The organism is Robbsia andropogonis, from assembly GCF_000970345.1.
In the GTDB taxonomy this organism is placed as follows: Bacteria; Pseudomonadota; Gammaproteobacteria; order Burkholderiales; family Burkholderiaceae; genus Robbsia; species Robbsia andropogonis.
Genome location: NZ_LAQU01000036.1, coordinates 1 through 17,057, shown reverse-complemented (window position 1 = coordinate 17,057; position 17,057 = coordinate 1). Strand labels below are relative to the sequence as shown.

The 17,057-nt window shown below is 60.3% G+C and carries 12 protein-coding genes; 3 read left to right on the top strand and 9 right to left on the bottom strand.

The window, feature by feature from the left end:
- Nucleotides 1–75 precede the first annotated feature (75 nt).
- Nucleotides 76–3,075 (top strand): valine--tRNA ligase, encoded by a 3,000-nt coding sequence (locus WM40_RS22075; RefSeq protein WP_024902129.1) that lies wholly within the window; start codon nucleotides 76–78, stop codon nucleotides 3,073–3,075.
- Nucleotides 3,076–3,270: 195 nt separating this feature from the next.
- Nucleotides 3,271–4,155 (top strand): UTP--glucose-1-phosphate uridylyltransferase GalU, encoded by an 885-nt coding sequence (gene galU, locus WM40_RS22070; RefSeq protein WP_024902128.1) that lies wholly within the window; start codon nucleotides 3,271–3,273, stop codon nucleotides 4,153–4,155.
- Between the two features lie 311 nt (nucleotides 4,156–4,466).
- Here the strand turns inward: galU and WM40_RS31745 are convergent, their stop codons facing one another.
- A complete protein-coding gene (locus WM40_RS31745; RefSeq protein WP_236693638.1) occupies nucleotides 4,467–4,787 on the bottom strand; it encodes a hypothetical protein in 321 nt (106 codons plus the stop codon).
- Here WM40_RS31745 and WM40_RS22065 point away from each other — a divergent pair.
- The gene (locus WM40_RS22065) at nucleotides 4,672–6,813 is read left to right on the top strand and encodes a TonB-dependent receptor (RefSeq protein WP_413783820.1); all 2,142 of its coding nucleotides are present in this window, start codon (nucleotides 4,672–4,674) and stop codon (nucleotides 6,811–6,813) included. The genes WM40_RS31745 and WM40_RS22065 overlap by 116 nt on opposite strands.
- A 129-nt stretch (nucleotides 6,814–6,942) precedes the next feature.
- Here the strand turns inward: WM40_RS22065 and WM40_RS32355 are convergent, their stop codons facing one another.
- The 8 genes from WM40_RS32355 to WM40_RS22025 all read right to left on the bottom strand — a co-directional run bounded on the left by WM40_RS32355 (nucleotide 6,943) and on the right by WM40_RS22025 (nucleotide 17,053).
- Nucleotides 6,943–9,426, bottom strand: coding sequence for a glycosyltransferase (locus tag WM40_RS32355; protein WP_082103106.1), 2,484 nt, complete (start codon nucleotides 9,424–9,426; stop codon nucleotides 6,943–6,945).
- Nucleotides 9,427–9,679: 253 nt separating this feature from the next.
- Nucleotides 9,680–10,609 carry an NAD(P)-dependent oxidoreductase gene (locus WM40_RS22050; protein ID WP_024902126.1) on the bottom strand — a complete coding sequence of 310 codons (930 nt, stop codon included), beginning with the start codon at nucleotides 10,607–10,609 and terminating at the stop codon, nucleotides 9,680–9,682.
- Between the two features lie 21 nt (nucleotides 10,610–10,630).
- On the bottom strand, nucleotides 10,631–10,864 hold the full coding sequence (locus WM40_RS22045) for a sulfurtransferase TusA family protein (protein ID WP_024902125.1): 234 nt from the start codon (nucleotides 10,862–10,864) through the stop codon (nucleotides 10,631–10,633).
- A 112-nt stretch (nucleotides 10,865–10,976) separates the two neighbouring features.
- Nucleotides 10,977–12,008 (bottom strand): threonine aldolase family protein, encoded by a 1,032-nt coding sequence (locus WM40_RS22040; protein WP_046153997.1) that lies wholly within the window; start codon nucleotides 12,006–12,008, stop codon nucleotides 10,977–10,979.
- A gap of 136 nt (nucleotides 12,009–12,144) precedes the next feature.
- Entirely contained in the window at nucleotides 12,145–14,790 is a 2,646-nt protein-coding gene (gene alaS / locus WM40_RS22035) for an alanine--tRNA ligase (RefSeq protein ID WP_046153991.1), read from the bottom strand.
- Between the two features lie 133 nt (nucleotides 14,791–14,923).
- Entirely contained in the window at nucleotides 14,924–16,189 is a 1,266-nt protein-coding gene (locus WM40_RS22030; protein WP_052738461.1) for a gamma-glutamyltransferase, read from the bottom strand.
- The gene (locus tag WM40_RS32150) at nucleotides 16,149–16,841 is read right to left on the bottom strand and encodes a gamma-glutamyltransferase (protein WP_052738460.1); all 693 of its coding nucleotides are present in this window, start codon (nucleotides 16,839–16,841) and stop codon (nucleotides 16,149–16,151) included. Before WM40_RS32150 ends, WM40_RS22030 begins: the two co-directional genes overlap by 41 nt.
- On the bottom strand, nucleotides 16,841–17,053 hold the full coding sequence (locus tag WM40_RS22025) for an ornithine carbamoyltransferase (protein ID WP_096335518.1): 213 nt from the start codon (nucleotides 17,051–17,053) through the stop codon (nucleotides 16,841–16,843). Before WM40_RS22025 ends, WM40_RS32150 begins: the two co-directional genes overlap by 1 nt.
- Nucleotides 17,054–17,057: the final 4 nt, after the last annotated feature.

Sequence of the window (17,057 nt, the reverse complement as noted above, 5' to 3'; positions counted from 1 at the left end):
TACACCTTGTTCACGCCGTATAATCGGCGGTTTACCTTTGCATTACCGCACCAGTAAACCGATTCCAGGCACACCATGAGCGACAGCGATCAACGCCCGAATGACCACACCCTTGGTCAGCAGAGCGGCCAGCCGGCCAGCCCACCGCAAGCAGACTCCCCGAGCGCCGCGCGCGCGGACGACGCGGCCGTACAGGCACCCTCGGCAAGCCCGGCGGAAGCGCCGGAAGCGTTGGCTAAGAGCTTCGATCCCGCACGAATCGAATCCACGTGGGGTCCGGAATGGGAACGCCGTGGTTACGCGCGCCCGACGCTCGCCGCCGATCGTCCGAACTTCTCGATCCAGTTGCCGCCGCCGAACGTGACCGGCACGCTGCACATGGGCCACGCGTTCAACCAGACCATCATGGACGCGCTGACGCGCTACCACCGGATGCTCGGGCATAACACGCTGTGGGTACCGGGCACGGACCACGCCGGGATCGCCACGCAGATCGTCGTCGAACGGCAACTGGATGCGCAAGGCGCGAGCCGCCATACGCTCGGGCGCGAGAAGTTCGTCGAACGCGTACATGAATGGAAGGAACAGTCGGGCTCGACGATCACGCGCCAGATCCGGCGCCTTGGCGCCTCAATCGACTGGTCGCGCGAATACTTCACGATGGACGAGAAAATGTCGCGCGCGGTGCGTGATGTGTTCGTCACACTGTATCGACAAGGCTTGATCTATCGCGGCAAGCGCCTCGTCAATTGGGACCCGAAGCTGCTGACGGCGGTGTCGGATCTCGAAGTGGTATCCGAGGAGGAGGAAGGCTCACTGTGGCAGATCCGCTATCCATTGACCGACGGCAGTGGCACGCTGACCGTTGCCACGACGCGTCCCGAGACGATGCTGGGCGACGTCGCGTTGATGGTCCATCCCGAAGACGAGCGCTATGCGGCGCTGATCGGCCGGACGGTGACGTTGCCGCTGGTCGGCCGCGAGATTCCAATCATCGCGGACGATTACGTCGATCGCGAATTCGGTACGGGCGTGGTGAAGGTCACGCCGGCACACGACTTCAACGATTATCAGGTGGGCCTGCGTCACCGGTTGCCGCAGATCGAGATTCTGACGCTGGATGCGCATGTCAACGATAACGCGCCGGAGGTCTATCGAGGCCTGGAACGCTTCGAAGCGCGAAAGCGCATCGTCGCCGATCTCGACGCCAGCGGCTTCCTTGAATCCGTCAAGCCGCACCGCCTGATGGTGCCGCGTGGCGACCGGACGAATTCCGTCATCGAGCCGATGCTGACCGACCAATGGTTTGTCGCCATGACCAAGCCGGCACCGGCCGACACGCTGCATCCGGGCAAATCGATCACGGAAGTCGCACTGGACGCCGTCCGTAACGGTCAGATCAAGTTCATTCCGGAAAACTGGACAACCACCTACTACCAATGGCTCGAAAACATCCAGGACTGGTGTATCTCGCGACAACTCTGGTGGGGCCACCAGATTCCGGCCTGGTATGACGACCAAGGTGGTGTCTATGTCGCCGCGTCCGAGGAAGAAGCCTTGGCGCAGGCGCGCGCCGCTGGCGCGACTGGTCCGTTGCGGCGTGACGAGGACGTGCTGGACACTTGGTTCTCCTCGGCACTGGTGCCCTTCTCTTCGCTCGGCTGGCCGGAAAAAACGCCGGAATTGACGCATTTCCTGCCATCGTCGGTGCTCGTGAGCGGCTTCGACATCATTTTCTTCTGGGTCGCGCGCATGGTCATGATGACCACACACTTCACCGGCAAGGTGCCATTCGAAACCGTCTACATGCACGGCCTGGTACGCGATGCCGAAGGTCAGAAGATGTCGAAGTCGAAGGGCAATACCCTCGATCCCATTGATATCGTCGACGGCATCGGGCTCGACGCGCTGGTGGCGAAACGTACTACCGGCCTGATGAACCCGAAGCAGGCGCAACAGATCGAGAAGAAGACGCGCAAGGAATTCCCGGAGGGCATTGCCGCCACCGGCACCGACGCCTTGCGTTTCACGTTTGCATCGATGGCGACGCTCGGCCGAAACATCAATTTCGACCTGGCACGCTGCGAAGGTTATCGAAATTTTTGTAACAAATTGTGGAACGCCACGCGCTTTGTCCTGATGAATTGTGAAGGACACGACTGCGGCGTGGATAGCTGCCAATCGGACTGCGGGCCAGACGGATATCTGGATTTTTCGCAGGCGGATCGCTGGATCGTTTCGGCCCTGCAGCAGACCGAAGCGGACGTTGAAAAAGGATTTGCCGATTTCCGGCTCGATAACATCGCCAGCGCGATATACCGTTTCGTCTGGGACGAGTACTGTGACTGGTACGTCGAGTTTGCCAAGGTCCAACTGCAATCCGGCACGCCGGCGCAGCAACGCGGCACGCGTCGTACGCTACTGCGCGTATTGGAGACGATTCTGCGGCTGGCACATCCGGTGATCCCTTTCATCACCGAAGCGTTATGGCAAAAGGTCGCGCCGCTCGCCGGCCGCTATCCGGAAGGTGCGCTGCCCGAGCAGGCCTCCATCATGACGCAGGCCTACCCAGTGGCGCAGTTGGAGAAGATCGATGCGGACGCCGTGGCCTGGGTTGCCGAATTGAAGGGACTGATCGACGCGTGCCGTAACTTGCGGGGCGAGATGACGATTGCGCCGTCCAAGCGCGTGCCGCTGTTAGCCAGCGGCAATGCCGAGCGACTGCACGGCTTTGCACCGTATGCGCAAGCGCTGGCCCGCCTGTCGGACGTACAGGTGCTCGACAGCGACGCCGCCCTGGACGCGCGTGCCGACGGTGCGCCCGTCACCGTGAGCGGCACGACCAAGTTGGCGCTGGAGGTCGAGATCGACGTGGCAGCCGAGAAGGAACGGCTGGGCAAGGAAGTGGCACGGCTGGAAAACGAAGTACAAAAAGCACGCGCCAAGTTACAAAACGATAGCTTTGTTGCACGTGCGCCCGAAGCCGTGGTCGAACAAGAGCGGAAAAGACTGGCAGAATATGAAACGACGTTGGCGAAGCTTGCGACACAGTTGGGTCGTCTGACCGCCTCCTGAATCACCTGAGACACCTCGGCGCGCGCGCAACGTCGATATGGACGCTGGCGCGCGCCGTGTCGTATTGGGCCGCACCGCAGTGCCCTCGAACACCCTAGGAAGGTCGGACGCCCGAGGTGAGCGCGAACACCGCCGCATTTGTTTTGCGATATTGTATTTATCGTTCTTTTTAAATTAGCTGCGGGGGTTTCACGAATGCTAAAAGTCACAAAAGCTGTTTTTCCCGTCGCCGGCCTTGGAACCCGCTTCCTGCCCGCGACGAAAGCCAGCCCGAAGGAAATGCTGCCGATCGTCGACAAGCCATTGATCCAATACGCGGTCGAGGAAGCGGTTGCTGCCGGCATCACGGAGATGATTTTCGTGACCGGCCGCAGCAAGCGTGCGATCGAGGATCATTTCGACAAATCGTACGAAGTGGAAGCCGAGCTGGAAGCGCGCGGCAAGGACAAGCTGCTGGCGCTGGTGCGCAGCATCAAGCCGTCGAACGTCGACTGCTTTTATGTACGCCAGCCCGAAGCGCTAGGTCTAGGCCACGCCGTCATGTGCGCGGAAAAACTGGTGGGCGACCACCCGTTCGCCGTGATCCTGGCGGATGACTTGCTGTACGGCAAGCCCCCGGTCCTGACCCAGATGGTCGAGAAATTCAACCGCTTCCATAATTCCATCATCGGCGTGGAAGACGTGCCGCCGTCGGAAACGGCGTCGTACGGGATCGTGACACCGGACCAGCAACTGGGTGACGATGTCGTCTCCCTGTCGGGTATCGTCGAGAAGCCGAAGCCGGAAGTCGCGCCTTCGACGTTAGGCGTGGTCGGACGTTATGTGTTGAAACCGGCCATCTTCAAGCACCTCCATGCGTTGAAGCCCGGCGCCGGCGGTGAATATCAACTGACGGACGCTATCGAATCACTGATGCGTGAAGAGCAGGTGCTGGCCTACCGCTACCACGGCACGCGCTTCGATTGCGGCAGCAAGCTGGGTTACCTGAAGGCAACCGTGGAATTCGCGTTGCAACACCCGGAAGTGCGCGAGCAGTTCGCGGAATACCTCAAGACCCGTTCGCCGGTTCTGGAAAGCTGATTGCCGCAAGTTGATGTCTCCCGCATGACGCGGGGTGACGCGCGTTTATTCGCCGTTGTCACCCCGCCAAACCGACACGAAGCGAACCCGGTATCGCCCCCCGGCATATCGTTGCCCTCCTGATATCCCCCCTCTTTCCCGCGGCAACGTCTGAATTTCCCCCACTGATCCCGCGTCCCGTAGCGACGACGCGCTGCGTCAAGCCCCCTCAATGCAACGTGAACGACGTACCACAGTCGGTTTCAAGATCACGTAATCAAGCACAAATAATTATTGTTCTAAAAGAACACGAACTATAATCACAACGATTCTCATTTAGCAATTTGCTTGCCGTCTCCCTGGCGAGGAAAAGAAGTCTTCTTTTTCAGCCGCCATGGATCCTGCGGCGCGATCTTCCCTCCTTCTGAACGCACTATCACACGAAATCTCATGGCTGCTATTGATTCGAACCGGCACGTCAGACCGGTCCTGACCAAATCCGCTTCCGCCATACGGCACGCATTATTTTTGTTGTCGATGCCGATGGCATTCGGTGCGGCAGGCGTCGCAAACGCACAGGAAAGTATTGATTCCGCCACGGCCACAAACACAAGGGCACAAACTGCATTGCCCGCCGTCTCGGTGTCCGCCAAGAGCGCGCCAGTCGCACCGGAAAAGCAAACGTTTGGTGGTGGACAAGTAGCCAAGGCGACATCCCTGGGTGTGCTTGGGACCCAGCAATTGATCGACGTTCCGTTCAGCGTCAGCAGCTATACCGAGAAAGCCATCAAGGACAAGCAGTCGCAGACAGTTGGCGAATTCTTGCAGGCAACCGACCCGAATGTACGTGTTTCGTTCAACTCGGGCCAGTTCGCTGAGAACTATACGATCCGAGGCTTCCAGTTATATTCGGATGATGTGTCCATGAACGGTCTTTTCGGTGTAACGCCGCGGCAGATGGTGTCGACGGTGGACATCAGCCGGATCGATTTGTTCAAGGGAGCGAATGCATTCATCAATGGCGCGCCCGCATCAGGAACCGGCGTGGGCGGCGGCGTCAATGTCGAGCTGAAGCACGCTGACGACAAGCCGCTGACCGAGCTGACAACGAAGGTCTCGGGGTCCGGCCAGGTCGGCGCGCAAGTGGATATCGGGCGGCGTTTCGGTGACAACGATCAATTCGGCATCCGCTTTAACCAGTCGGTGGACGATGGCCCAACAGCGATCGACAAGGAAAAGCGTTATGGGAAAACGACAGCGGTTGGCATCGACTGGCGAGGCGACAAGCTGCGCCTGACCGCGGACTTTCTCTACCAACGCGCGAAGACCGATTCCGGCCGTACGACATACACTGCAACAGGTGCCATACCCAGCGCGCCATCGGCAACCTCGACCTTCGCCCAGCCATGGACGTATTCCAATCTCGAGGATACCGTCGGCATCGTGGGCGTGGAGTATGATTTTGCGCCAGGCTGGACCGCCTATGTGAAGGGTGGCGCGCATCACGGCAACGAATGGGGCAGTTTTTCAAGTCCGGCCTATGATGGTCTCACCGGATTGTCTTCGGCCTATCGCTTGAACACCGTACTGAAGGAGGATTCAACTTCGGCAATGGGTGGTATTCGGGGCAAGTTCGACACGGGCCCAGTCTCGCATCAAGTCAACGTTGGCGGCTCGATCGTCAGTGTCGATCAATCAGCAGCCTACACGTTCGGCTATGGGGCCTACACGACCACGTTGTCGAATTCGGCCGCGGTCCCTTATCCGGCGACCACGTCGTCCGGTGGGGACATGAGCAATCCAGGCACGACCTCGCAAGTCGTTAATCGCAGCGTATCGATATCGGACACCGTTGGCTTCCTGAACGATCGCATATTGCTCACCATAGGCGCGCGCCGCCAGGAGCTGCGTCAGGATGCGTACGGCTATGATGGCGTGCGCTCGAGCACGTACGATCAGGCAATCACGACACCTGTTTTCGGCATCGTGTTGAAGCCGACGAATAACTGGTCAATATACGCCAACCGTACCGAGGCACTGGTTCAAGGCGGCACCGCTGGCTCGACATCGGCGAACTTTGGCCAGGTCTTCGCGCCGTATCGCTCAAAGCAATGGGAAGCCGGCACCAAGTACGACCTGGGTGCCTTTGGGGCTGATTTCGCGCTGTTCCAGATCGAGCAGCCGAGCGCCTATACGGACCCAACGACGAATATCTACAGTCAGTCAGGCAAACAACGTAATCGCGGCGTCGAACTGGGGCTACACGGCGAACCGATCAAGGGTGTTCGCTTGATCGCCGGTGCGTCTTACACGAATGCCAAGCTGGTCAAAGCCAGCGACACCGCGAACGACGGCAATACGGCCGTCGGTGTTCCAAGCTGGTTGGCGAACATCGGTGTTGAATACGACATTCCACGCGTGAGAGGCCTGACGTTCACCGGACAATGGGTTTATACGAGTCGGCAGTATCTCGATCAAGCGAATTCGCTGTCGATTGGTGCCTGGAGCCGCTTTGACGTCGGCGCGCGCTATGCGACCCAAGTCTTCGGTAAGGACGTGACGGTACGCGCAACCGTTCAGAACGTCGCCAATCGTGCCTATTGGGCGTCGACCTATGGCGGCTATTTGACCCTTGGCAATCCGCGTACGTTCTGGCTCTCGCTGACAACCGACTTCTAATACCGGTCACGATGCCCCCCGCGGTATTGCCAGTTGCCTTGGACGGCGGGGCCCCGCTCTCGTACCGTCGCAAGTATCACGAAAAGGGAATGCTCTTGCCCTGCTTTTCGTTGCCTGTCGCCACATTCTTTACGGACTGACACGCGCGTGCGGCAACATCGGAAAGAGCACATACCGCCGTGCTGGCAACGTCATTCCCCATGCTTGTTTGGACACGGAGATTGACACCGGCGCCACGCCGGAAAACGACGCGGCATCGTCGATGCATGCCGGTTCATCACTCTGGCAAACGAACAACGCCCCTTCTCGGCGGACCGACGAAACGTTGAACCAGGGCGTTTCCGCCTGCGTCAACACGTTCCAATACCGTGTGTTGGGGTTGCCATAAAACGCGATCGATCCTGCATCCGCCATCGGTCCGACGACAATCGGGATACTGCTCCCGGTACGCTGCTGCCAAAGGGCATCCGCCGCTGCCGCCAGTTCGGCGCGCGGCGCCGTGGCATCGTCGGTCTTGCGCACGACCCCCATATAGCCGACGGCGGCAGTGGCCGCCAGCACGATCAGCCAATAACCACCCATTACGCGCACCGCACGCTCTGGTCTCACGACCCCACCAGCACGACCTATCACGGTCAGCCATAGCGGCACGATGGCAAACCACTGCGCCATGCCCCATACCGATGCCATCTGCGTCTTCATGATGAAGGCAATCGTGCCGACAACGATCAACGGCCCCATTGCCAACCACCAGAGGTCCGTGGATGTCGATGGTCGAAGATAACTGCACGCGATCAACCGTAGCGCTTGCAGTCTCTCTCCCCTAAGCAATAGCACGACGAAAACGGCACTTGGCAACAGGTAGGCGAGCTGGGCGGCGGTGTACTTTCCGAGTCGCATGACAGCAGGCAACAGCGTTCCGCCCGTACGATCCTCGGCGTAACCAAAAGTCGGGAAATCGTTGACCACTAACCAGTGAAGATGCGGCAGCAGGACAACGCCGCATGCGAGCACCGCACCAAGCGTCTTCGTGCTAAACAACCGTGCACGCCATGCCGGACGAACGAGTGCCGCCAGCGACAACGAGAGCAGCAGCACGACTGAAAAGTACTTCCCGAGCAGTGACGCCCCTGCCAGCACGCCAAGCGCCAGTGCCTGTCGCCATGTCCCGGTCTGCATGAAACGCACGAAGAAAAACGCGGTCCACGGCCACACGGAGAGAAGCACCGCATTCGCATTGAACTTGATCGCGAGGTTCGAATATAGCGGTGACACCGCCATCGCCAGGCCCGCGACCACCGCAAGCGGACGCGGCAGGAACCGTCCGGCAAGCGCGACAATCCCAAGCAGGCCCACCATCGCATTGACCGCGGAAAGCGCGAAATACGCAATGTCGACATGCGGAAACACGCGAAACCACGCAGCGGCGATCCACGCAAACAGCGGCGGATGCTTAAGATAGCCCGCCTGCCATTCGATACCCCATACATAGTTCTCGACCATATCACCTGGCATGTCGAGATTACCGCGTGACAACCATGCGGCAATCGTCCAGACCAGGGCATGCACGGGCAACAGCCAGATCAGATGCGACCGGTCCGACACGCTTCGCAACACAGGCCGTGTCGCAGACAACGGCAGGTCGCGAATCGTCGAGCCATCATGCTGATATACCTGTCGGACAATATAGACGGGGCGGCGTTTGGCCTCCATATACATACGGCCTACATACTCGCCAATCACGCCGATTCCGATGAGCTGTGCACCACCCAGGAAGAGTATCGCAGTGATGATGGATGCATAGCCGGGCACGTCGATGCCATGCCTGGCGGTTCGAAACAGCAGATACACCGCATACAGGATGGCAAAAACGGCAGTCATGCCACCAAGATAACTCCAGACGCGCAGCGGCAACGTGCCGAAGCTCGTCATACCGTCCAGCGCGAAATTCCATAGCCGCCAGCCGGAGAACGTCGACTTGCCGGCGGCGCGTGGGCGACGGGCGTAGGTGATCTCCGCCGTTCGAAAACCAACCCATGCGAACAGCCCTTTCATGAAGCGACGATTTTCAGGCAACGCCTTCAACGCATCCACCACTTGCCGCGACATCAGCCGAAAGTCACCAGCGTTTTCAGGAATCGAGATATCGGAGATCGCGTTATGTACGCGATAAAAGAGCGCTGCCGTAATACGTTTGGCAAAAGAGTCCGTCGGTCTTTCCGCGCGTCTCGCCAGCACGACATCAAAGCCTTCACGCCACTTTGCCAATAACAGTGGAATCGCTTCAGGTGGGTCCTGTAGATCAGCATCGAACGGAATCACCGCATTGCCCGAAGCGGCATCGATGCCTGCGGTCAGCGCGGCTTCCTTGCCGAAATTCCGAGACAGGTCGACAATCTTGACGCGTGCATCGCTTGCACATATGGCCTGTAACTCGCGCAAGGTGGCATCGGTGCTGCCGTCATTGACGCAGACGATCTCATAATCGGCATGCGAAAGATTCCGGAGCACCGGCACCAGCGCGTGGAACAATGCTGCCACGACCGCTGCTTCGTTGTGAAAAGGGATCACAAGCGAGATGACATCACGCGCACCAACTCCAGACCCATTCATCGTGTTACTGCTCAAATGGCGCGAATTATTACATGGTTCAGTGGACAAAACGATGACGATTGATATGAATTGAAGGGATACCCGAAAATCGGATCGATCTCACGAAAAATGGCAGCCCCCATTGCCCCTTTTGGGGTGACTATGCCTAAATCGTTACGGTGCATAAAAAAAGGAATCGCATGGATTCCTTTTTTTATACGGTCATCCGCTTTATGCCACCCTATTACTTTGCCTTCCCGCCTGGGGCAAGTCCTCAGACTGGCGAGGTCACGGGCTCACCACGCAACACGCGTTGCGCGTTATCAAGAAACAAGACGACCGCACCGTGGACCGCCTCATGGGAATATCCCGCCACGTGCGGCGACATGACCAACGTATCAAAGCCCAGCAAAGGTTCTGGCTTGGCGGGCTCCGATTCGTACACATCCAGCCCGGCGCCCGCAATCGTCCTGTTCTTCAGGGCTTCGGCCAAAGCCAACGTATCCACCGCGCTACCGCGCGCCACATTGACAAGAAAGCCGTGCGCACCCAACGCCGCCAGCACGTCGGCGTTCACCATATGTCGGGTCTGCGCGCCACCCGGCATCGCCAACACGAGAATGTCGCACCATGTCGCCAGCGACATCACATTATCGAAATACGTGTACGGTAATGCATCACGCTTGTTACGGGTGTGATAGCCCACAGCGCAATCGAATCCCAGCACACGCCTGGCAACGCCTTCCCCGATACGGCCCATGCCGACAATGCCCACTCGCTTGCCGCTCAGAATGGGTGGCAAGGCATATGCGTCGCGCCATTCGCCCTTATGCACGGCGCGATCGAACACTGGCACCCGTCGCATGGCAGCAAGCATCAATGCCAACGCATGGTCCGCCACCGTGGTCGCATTCGAGCCTGCACCGCTGCTCAACAAGATCCCTTTCGCCCTCGCGTGATCCACCGGGAGATTTTCGATGCCCACCCCAAAGGCACTGATCAGCTTCAGCCTCGGCGCGGCGTCGATCTGCGCCGGCGAGAATCCAAGTGAACCGTTCGTCAAGACGATGTCCACGTCGGCAAGCCGCGCATCCGCCTGCAACCGTTCTTCCTTGTTCGTGGCCATGACGACATCGAATGCGTCGGTAAGCAACGGCATGTACTCACCAGCGATCGGAATATTGAGATAAAGAACGGGTTTCATGGTGCCGGGAAAAAGTCCACGTCAACGGCGCCGTAGCAGGAAGGTGAAAACCTTCTCATGCACGGTGCTCTCGACAATCGTGTTGCCGGTCTGCTTCGCGAATGCGGCGAAGTCACGTTGTGAGCCGGGGTCCGTGGCCGTCACCTTGAGGATCTGCCCGGTGGTCATATCGGACAAAGCCTTTTTTGCCCGCAAGATCGGCAACGGACAGTTCAGGCCCGTTGCATCCACTTCCTTATCTGCTGCTACCGTCATGTGTCCAGGCCGGATGGGGTTTCCAGCGCCTCCGTGATATCGCTTGCGTTACGGGCACTTCGGCAAACTCCGCCGTGGCCACCCGTCTTTTTCCGTGCCGCCACTCACACGCTCACGCCGTGGCCGTCGCCGCACGCAGGTCCGTGCCAAAGCGCTCGACCAGCGCTTCCGGTGTATCCCATGCGCACATCAACCGGCATCCTCCGGCCGCGATGAAATCGTGGAACACCCAGCCCTTCGCACGCATGGCCGCGCTCGTTGCCGGCGTCATATCGGCAAAGACCGCATTGGCCTGCACCGGGTGCGCCACCTTGACACCGGCTGACGCTACTTCCTGCGCAAGGCGCCGTGCCATCTCGTTCGCATGACGAGCGTTGCGCAACCAGACGTCGTTATCGAGCAAGCCGAGCCACGGTGCCGAAATAAAGCGCATCTTGGATGCCAATTGCCCGGCTTGCTTCACGCGATAAGCAAAATCCTCGGCGCGCGCCTTGTCGAAGAAGACGACGGCCTCGCCCACGGGCAGCCCGTTCTTCGTACCACCAAAACACAGCACATCGACGCCCGCCTTCCAGGTCATTTCCGCGGGAGTGACCTGCAGCGATGCCACGGCATTCGCGAAACGCGCGCCATCCATATGCACCGCCAAGCCATGTCGATGAGCAATATCCGTCAACGCGCGAATCTCGGCAATACTGTAGACCGTTCCCACCTCGGTGGATTGGGTCAACGTCATTGCTTTCGGCCGAGGCCAGTGAATGTCGTTGCGGCGGGTGATCACTGCCTCGACCGCCACCGGGTCGAGTTTGCCAAGCGGTCCGCGCGACGTGATCAACTTCGATCCGTTCGAGAAAAACTCCGGACCACCACATTCATCGGTCTCAACATGAGACAATTCATGGCAGATCACCGACTGATACGACTGACACAGCGACGCCAGTGCCAACGAATTCGCCGCGGTGCCGTTGAATACGAAAAACACTTCGCAGTCCGTCTCAAAAAGAGTCCGGATACGATCGCACACCTGTTTCGTCCAGCTATCGTTGCCGTAAGCCACCTCGTGTCCGGTGTCATTTGCGTTCACCATGTAACGCATTGCTTCCGGGCATACGCCGGCGTAATTGTCCGACGCAAAATCTTGCATGCTCATTGTTTGGTCCTTTCCATGCGCACGGTGCCACGGCGCGCCATGTCATTGCTGGCATTCCGGCACGCCATCCGCACGCCACCGATGCCCGCAACGCGTCACTGTAAAAGCGTGCATTTCGCGCCGCCCATGATTACGCCGGCAACTTGGACGCTACCCAGGCTGTCACGCTAGCTAGCGCGGCAGGCAATGCCGCCGCATCGGTGCCACCCGCCTGCGCCAGGTCGGGACGCCCACCACCCTTGCCGCCAATCTGCTGCGCGACCATATTGACCAGTTCACCAGCCTTCACCTGCTTCGAGGCATCCGGCGTCACGCCGGCAACCAGGCTGACGCGGCCATCGACCACCGCCGCCAGCACGATGGCTGCGTGCTTCAGTTTGTCCTTCAAGCGATCCACGGACTCGCGCAGCACCTTCGCGTCGGCGCCATCCAGCACCGCGGCCAACACCTGCACGCCTCGCACGTCCACCGCCTGTGCGAGCAATTCATCGCCCTGGCTCGAGGCCAGCTTCGACTTAAGCGCGCCCAGTTCCTTTTCCAACGCCCGAACCTGCTCCTGCTGTTGAGCAATGCGTTGTGTCAACTCCGCCGGCTGCACTTTGAGCGCCTGCGCCGCCGCATTCAAACGCTCATCGAGATGTTGGACGAATCGCAGCGCATTGTCGCCGGTGATGGCTTCCACACGGCGGATGCCGGCCGCCACCCCGCTTTCAGACGTAATCTTGAACAGGCCGATGTCCCCGGTCCGCGTCACATGAGTGCCGCCACACAATTCCATCGAACTGCCGAGCTTCAACACGCGGACTTCGTCTCCGTACTTTTCGCCGAACAACGCCATCGCGCCTTCCTTGACCGCATCGTCATACGCCATCGTGCGCACCACCGCCGCCGCGTTCGACAGGACTTCCGCATTGACACGCTCTTCCACGCGACGCAGTTCGTCCGACGACATCGGCGAATGGTGCGCGAAATCGAAACGCGTCTTGTCCGGATCGACCAATGAGCCCTTCTGCTGCACGTGCTCGCCCAACACCTCACGCAATGCCTTGTGCATCAGGTGGGTGGCGGAGTGATTCCGGCCGGTACGCGCACGACGCACGCCATCCACCTGCGCCGCGACCACGTCGCCCACTTTCAACGTGCCTTGCTCCAGCGTGCCGTGATGACCCGATACGTCGGCCTGCACCTTTTGCGTGTCATGCACGGCGAAGCGAACGGCATCGGTCGTCAACAGACCCTGGTCCCCCACCTGACCACCGGACTCCGCGTAAAACGGCGTATGGTCAAGTACCACCACGGCATCCTGACCGGCCTGTACCCGATCCACCTGAGCGCCATCGACATACAACGCAATCACGCGGGCATCGTCGGAGACGATCGCGTCGTAACCGAGGAAGGCGGTCTTCTCGCCCGCGTATTCGAGACCGGCGGCCATCTTGAACTTGCCCGCCGCACGGGCCTGGTTACGCTGGCGTTCCATCGCCTGATCGAAGGCGGGCTCGTCCACCGTAATCCGCCGTTCGCGACAGACATCCGCGGTCAAGTCCAACGGAAAGCCATAGGTATCATGCAGCTTGAACGCCAACTCGCCCGACAACGTCAACACATCATCGGGCGACTTGCGGGCCGCTTCCAGGGCACCGATCGCGCCCTCCAGGATCGTCATACCGTTTTCGATCGTCTCGAAGAAGCGCGCTTCTTCCTGACGCAAGATATCGATCACGCGTTCCCGCGCCTGGGCCAGTTCGGGATAGGCCTCGCCCATCTGCAGTACCAGATCAGGCACCAGCTTGTGGAAAAATGCGTCGCGGCGACCCAGCTTGTAGCCGTGACGAATCGCGCGGCGGACGATACGACGCAGCACATAGCCTCGCCCCTCGTTGCCGGGAATCACGCCGTCGACGATCAGGAACGCGCAGGCACGGATATGATCGGCGATGACTTTCAGCGAGTTATTGCCCAGGTCTGCCACACCGGTTTCCCGGCCGGCCGCGGTGATCAGCGCCTGGAAGAGGTCTATTTCGTAGTTGCTATGAACGTGCTGCAGCACCGCCGCCACCCGCTCCAAGCCCATGCCCGTGTCAACGCACGGCTTGGGCAGCGGCGTCATATTGCCCTGCGCATCCCGGTTGAACTGCATGAACACCAGGTTCCAGATTTCGATGAAGCGGTCGCCATCCTCTTCCGGCGACCCGGGCGGCCCACCCCAGATTTCCGGACCATGATCGTAGAAGATTTCCGAGCACGGGCCGCACGGACCGGTATCGGCCATCTGCCAGAAGTTGTCCGACGCGTAGCGCGCCCCCTTGTTGTCACCGATTCGGATAATCCGCTCGGCCGGCACGCCGATTTCCTTTTCCCAAATGCCGAATGCCTCGTCATCCTCGAAATAGACGGTGACCGTCAGCTTGCCCTTCGGCAGCTTGAAGACATCCGTCAACAGTTCCCAGGCGAAATGGATCGCATCGCGCTTGAAATAGTCACCGAAAGAGAAATTGCCGAGCATTTCGAAAAACGTATGGTGACGGGCCGTATAGCCCACGTTTTCGAGGTCGTTGTGCTTGCCTCCCGCACGCACGCTGCGCTGCGCCGTGGTGGCACGGGTATAGGGGCGCGGGTCATTGCCCAGGAAGACGTCCTTGAACTGCACCATTCCGGAGTTCGTGAACAGCAGCGTGGGGTCATTGGCAGGCACCAGACTGGACGAACGGACGACAGTATGCCCCTTCGATTCGAAGAAACCCAGGAACTTGCTACGAATATCGGCGGCTTTCATGACGTATCAGGTAAGTAGCAGGCGGCGGCAACAGACGCCCCAAACGGCTGATTATACCGTTTGCCCCCTGCACTGTGACACCCGCATGCCAGCCGCGTGCGGGCGCCTCCCGAAAACGCGTGCCACCTCCTCGTTATTTGACGACAGCGGCGACCCCCTGACCATGGAGATCCGCCTGCGGCACCGGCGTATTGCCTCGCACCTGGACCGCTTGAACAGCAACGCCGGAAGCCGGCGCCGACATCGCCTGGGCCAACGGACGGCCTTCATGCACGATCGAAGTAATGACGTGGTACTGCGCGAGCGGGCCAGCCAGACTGTCCGGCTGGCCCGAACCACCAGCCCCCAGCACCAGAATAACCTTGCCGCCCTCGGTCAAGATCGTCGGCGCCATCGGCGAGACCGGACGTCGGCCGCCCGCGATCGTCTTCCCGGACGACGTGCTACCGGATGCACCGCTACTCCCATTGGACGATGGCGCACCCGGGGGGGCCGAGTCGAAGGTGTCCATCGCGTCATTCATAAGAAAGCCCGCGCCCGGAACGACAACGCCGGAGCCAAACGACGCATCCATCGTCATGGAGACTGCCACGGCGTTCCCCCCTTTGTCGACAACCACGTACTGCGTGGAGAGTGCGCGCTCCGACAGCGTCGTGGGAGTCGATGCGGCAAGGCTTGTCGCCGAGGCGCTTGAAGCAGGCAATGCGCCCGACGCACTTGATGCAGACGCGGCACTTGAAGCACTTGAAGCACTTGAAGCACTTGATGCACTTGAAGCGCTTGAAGCGCTTGATGCAGGCGATACGTTGGCCGACGCGTTCGCGGCATCGGAAACGGCACCGGACGTGGATGTGCCATTGCCGGAATCGGTATCGGCTGCGGAGGCGATTTCCGTGGCGCGACGCTGCACCGCGTCGGCGCCGATCCACTGCGCGACGTCCGGGTTGCCACCGCCATTCAGCCCGCCAGGGCTGTCCGGATCACCTGGATAGCCCTTCAGATCATTTTCCGCACGCTTTGCGATCGCGGCCGTCAGCCTCGCATACTGCGGCGAATCGGCGGAAACGCCAGTGAAGGCGTGGTCCAACCCATCACGCAGGCGTAGCATCTGCACCAGCGCAATACCGCCAATGCTCGGCGGCGACGCAGTGATGACCTGATACCCGTGCCATGGCGCAACCAACGGCGCACGCCATTTGGCACGGTAGTCGGCAAGGTCGGAGGAGGAGATCAAGCCGTGCCCCCGCATTGCATCCGCCAGCAAGCCACCGGTGCGACCGGAATAAAACGCGTCTGCCCCGTCGTCGGCGATGCGCTGTAGCGTGACCGCCAGTTCCGGCTGCCGCAAACGCGCACCGTCATGCAGGCCAGCAAAATAACGGAAAATTGGTCTTGCCATTAAATCGCGGCGCGGCCTTGGCTGCAAGCTGCGAGAGCGACTTATCGACATCAAATCCGTCGCGGGCAAGTTGGATCGCCGGCGCAAGTACCTGCGCCCACTTCAGCTTGCCGAATCGCTTCTGTGCTTCCCATAGCCCCGCGACGCTGCCGGGCACCGCCACCGCTCGACCTCCCACCGTGCTGGCATGTGGCACCGGTTTTCCCTTCGCATCCAGATACATGCCAGCGATGGCCCCTTGCGGGGCGCGCTCACGGAAGTCCAGAAAATAGGGTTGATTATCGACGTAAAGCGTCATGAAGCCGCCGCCGCCCAATCCCGCCGTTGCAGGCGACGTCACGGCAAGCACAAAACCAACGGCCACTGCCGCGTCGACAGCATTGCCTCCTTGCCTGAGCATCTGCTCGGCGGCCGAGGCGGCGTATGCGTTAGGCACGGCCACCGCGGCGCTATCGAACAACGTCGGCGGTGGCGCACGCTTGGCCCAAGCCTGGCCAGAACTGGCCAATGTCAGCAAACCTGCCGTCGCGATCCCGACGACAGCCATCCACCGCACGCCGCCCCGCCGCCGCGACAGGACACCACGGATATCCCGCCGGAATGGCGGTCGGTGGTCGGAAGACAACGATAGTAGGTCAGTGCGGCGCGTCATCAGCGGCCGGCCCCGGCACCGATCAAGCCACCCGCCGCCGCACCGGCGATCGTCCCGATAGGCCCGCCCGTCAGGACGTAACCCAATGCGCCGCCAGCAGCGCCGCCAATCGCAGCGCCCTTCTGGCTGCGCGTGAGCGGCGCACACGCCGCGATACTGGCCACCATTGCACCAATCACGCTCCACATCGCCATCCGTTTGATGAGCATCATGTTG

Excerpts from the sequence above, each read along its gene's own strand:
- WM40_RS22050 (WP_024902126.1), bottom strand. The coding sequence starts at position 10,609 with ATGAAACCCGTTCTTTATCTCAATATTCCGATCGCTGGTGAGTACATG.
- WM40_RS22075 (WP_024902129.1), top strand. The coding sequence starts at position 76 with ATGAGCGACAGCGATCAACGCCCGAATGACCACACCCTTGGTCAGCAG.
- WM40_RS22065 (WP_413783820.1), top strand. The coding sequence starts at position 4,672 with ATGCCGATGGCATTCGGTGCGGCAGGCGTCGCAAACGCACAGGAAAGT.
- WM40_RS32355 (WP_082103106.1), bottom strand. The coding sequence starts at position 9,426 with ATGAATGGGTCTGGAGTTGGTGCGCGTGATGTCATCTCGCTTGTGATC.
- alaS (WP_046153991.1), bottom strand. The coding sequence starts at position 14,790 with ATGAAAGCCGCCGATATTCGTAGCAAGTTCCTGGGTTTCTTCGAATCG.
- WM40_RS22030 (WP_052738461.1), bottom strand. The coding sequence starts at position 16,189 with ATGGCAAGACCAATTTTCCGTTATTTTGCTGGCCTGCATGACGGTGCG.
- WM40_RS22025 (WP_096335518.1), bottom strand. The coding sequence starts at position 17,053 with ATGATGCTCATCAAACGGATGGCGATGTGGAGCGTGATTGGTGCAATG.
- WM40_RS22045 (WP_024902125.1), bottom strand. The coding sequence starts at position 10,864 with ATGACGGTAGCAGCAGATAAGGAAGTGGATGCAACGGGCCTGAACTGT.
- galU (WP_024902128.1), top strand. The coding sequence starts at position 3,271 with ATGCTAAAAGTCACAAAAGCTGTTTTTCCCGTCGCCGGCCTTGGAACC.
- WM40_RS32150 (WP_052738460.1), bottom strand. The coding sequence starts at position 16,841 with ATGACGCGCCGCACTGACCTACTATCGTTGTCTTCCGACCACCGACCG.
- WM40_RS22040 (WP_046153997.1), bottom strand. The coding sequence starts at position 12,008 with ATGCAAGATTTTGCGTCGGACAATTACGCCGGCGTATGCCCGGAAGCA.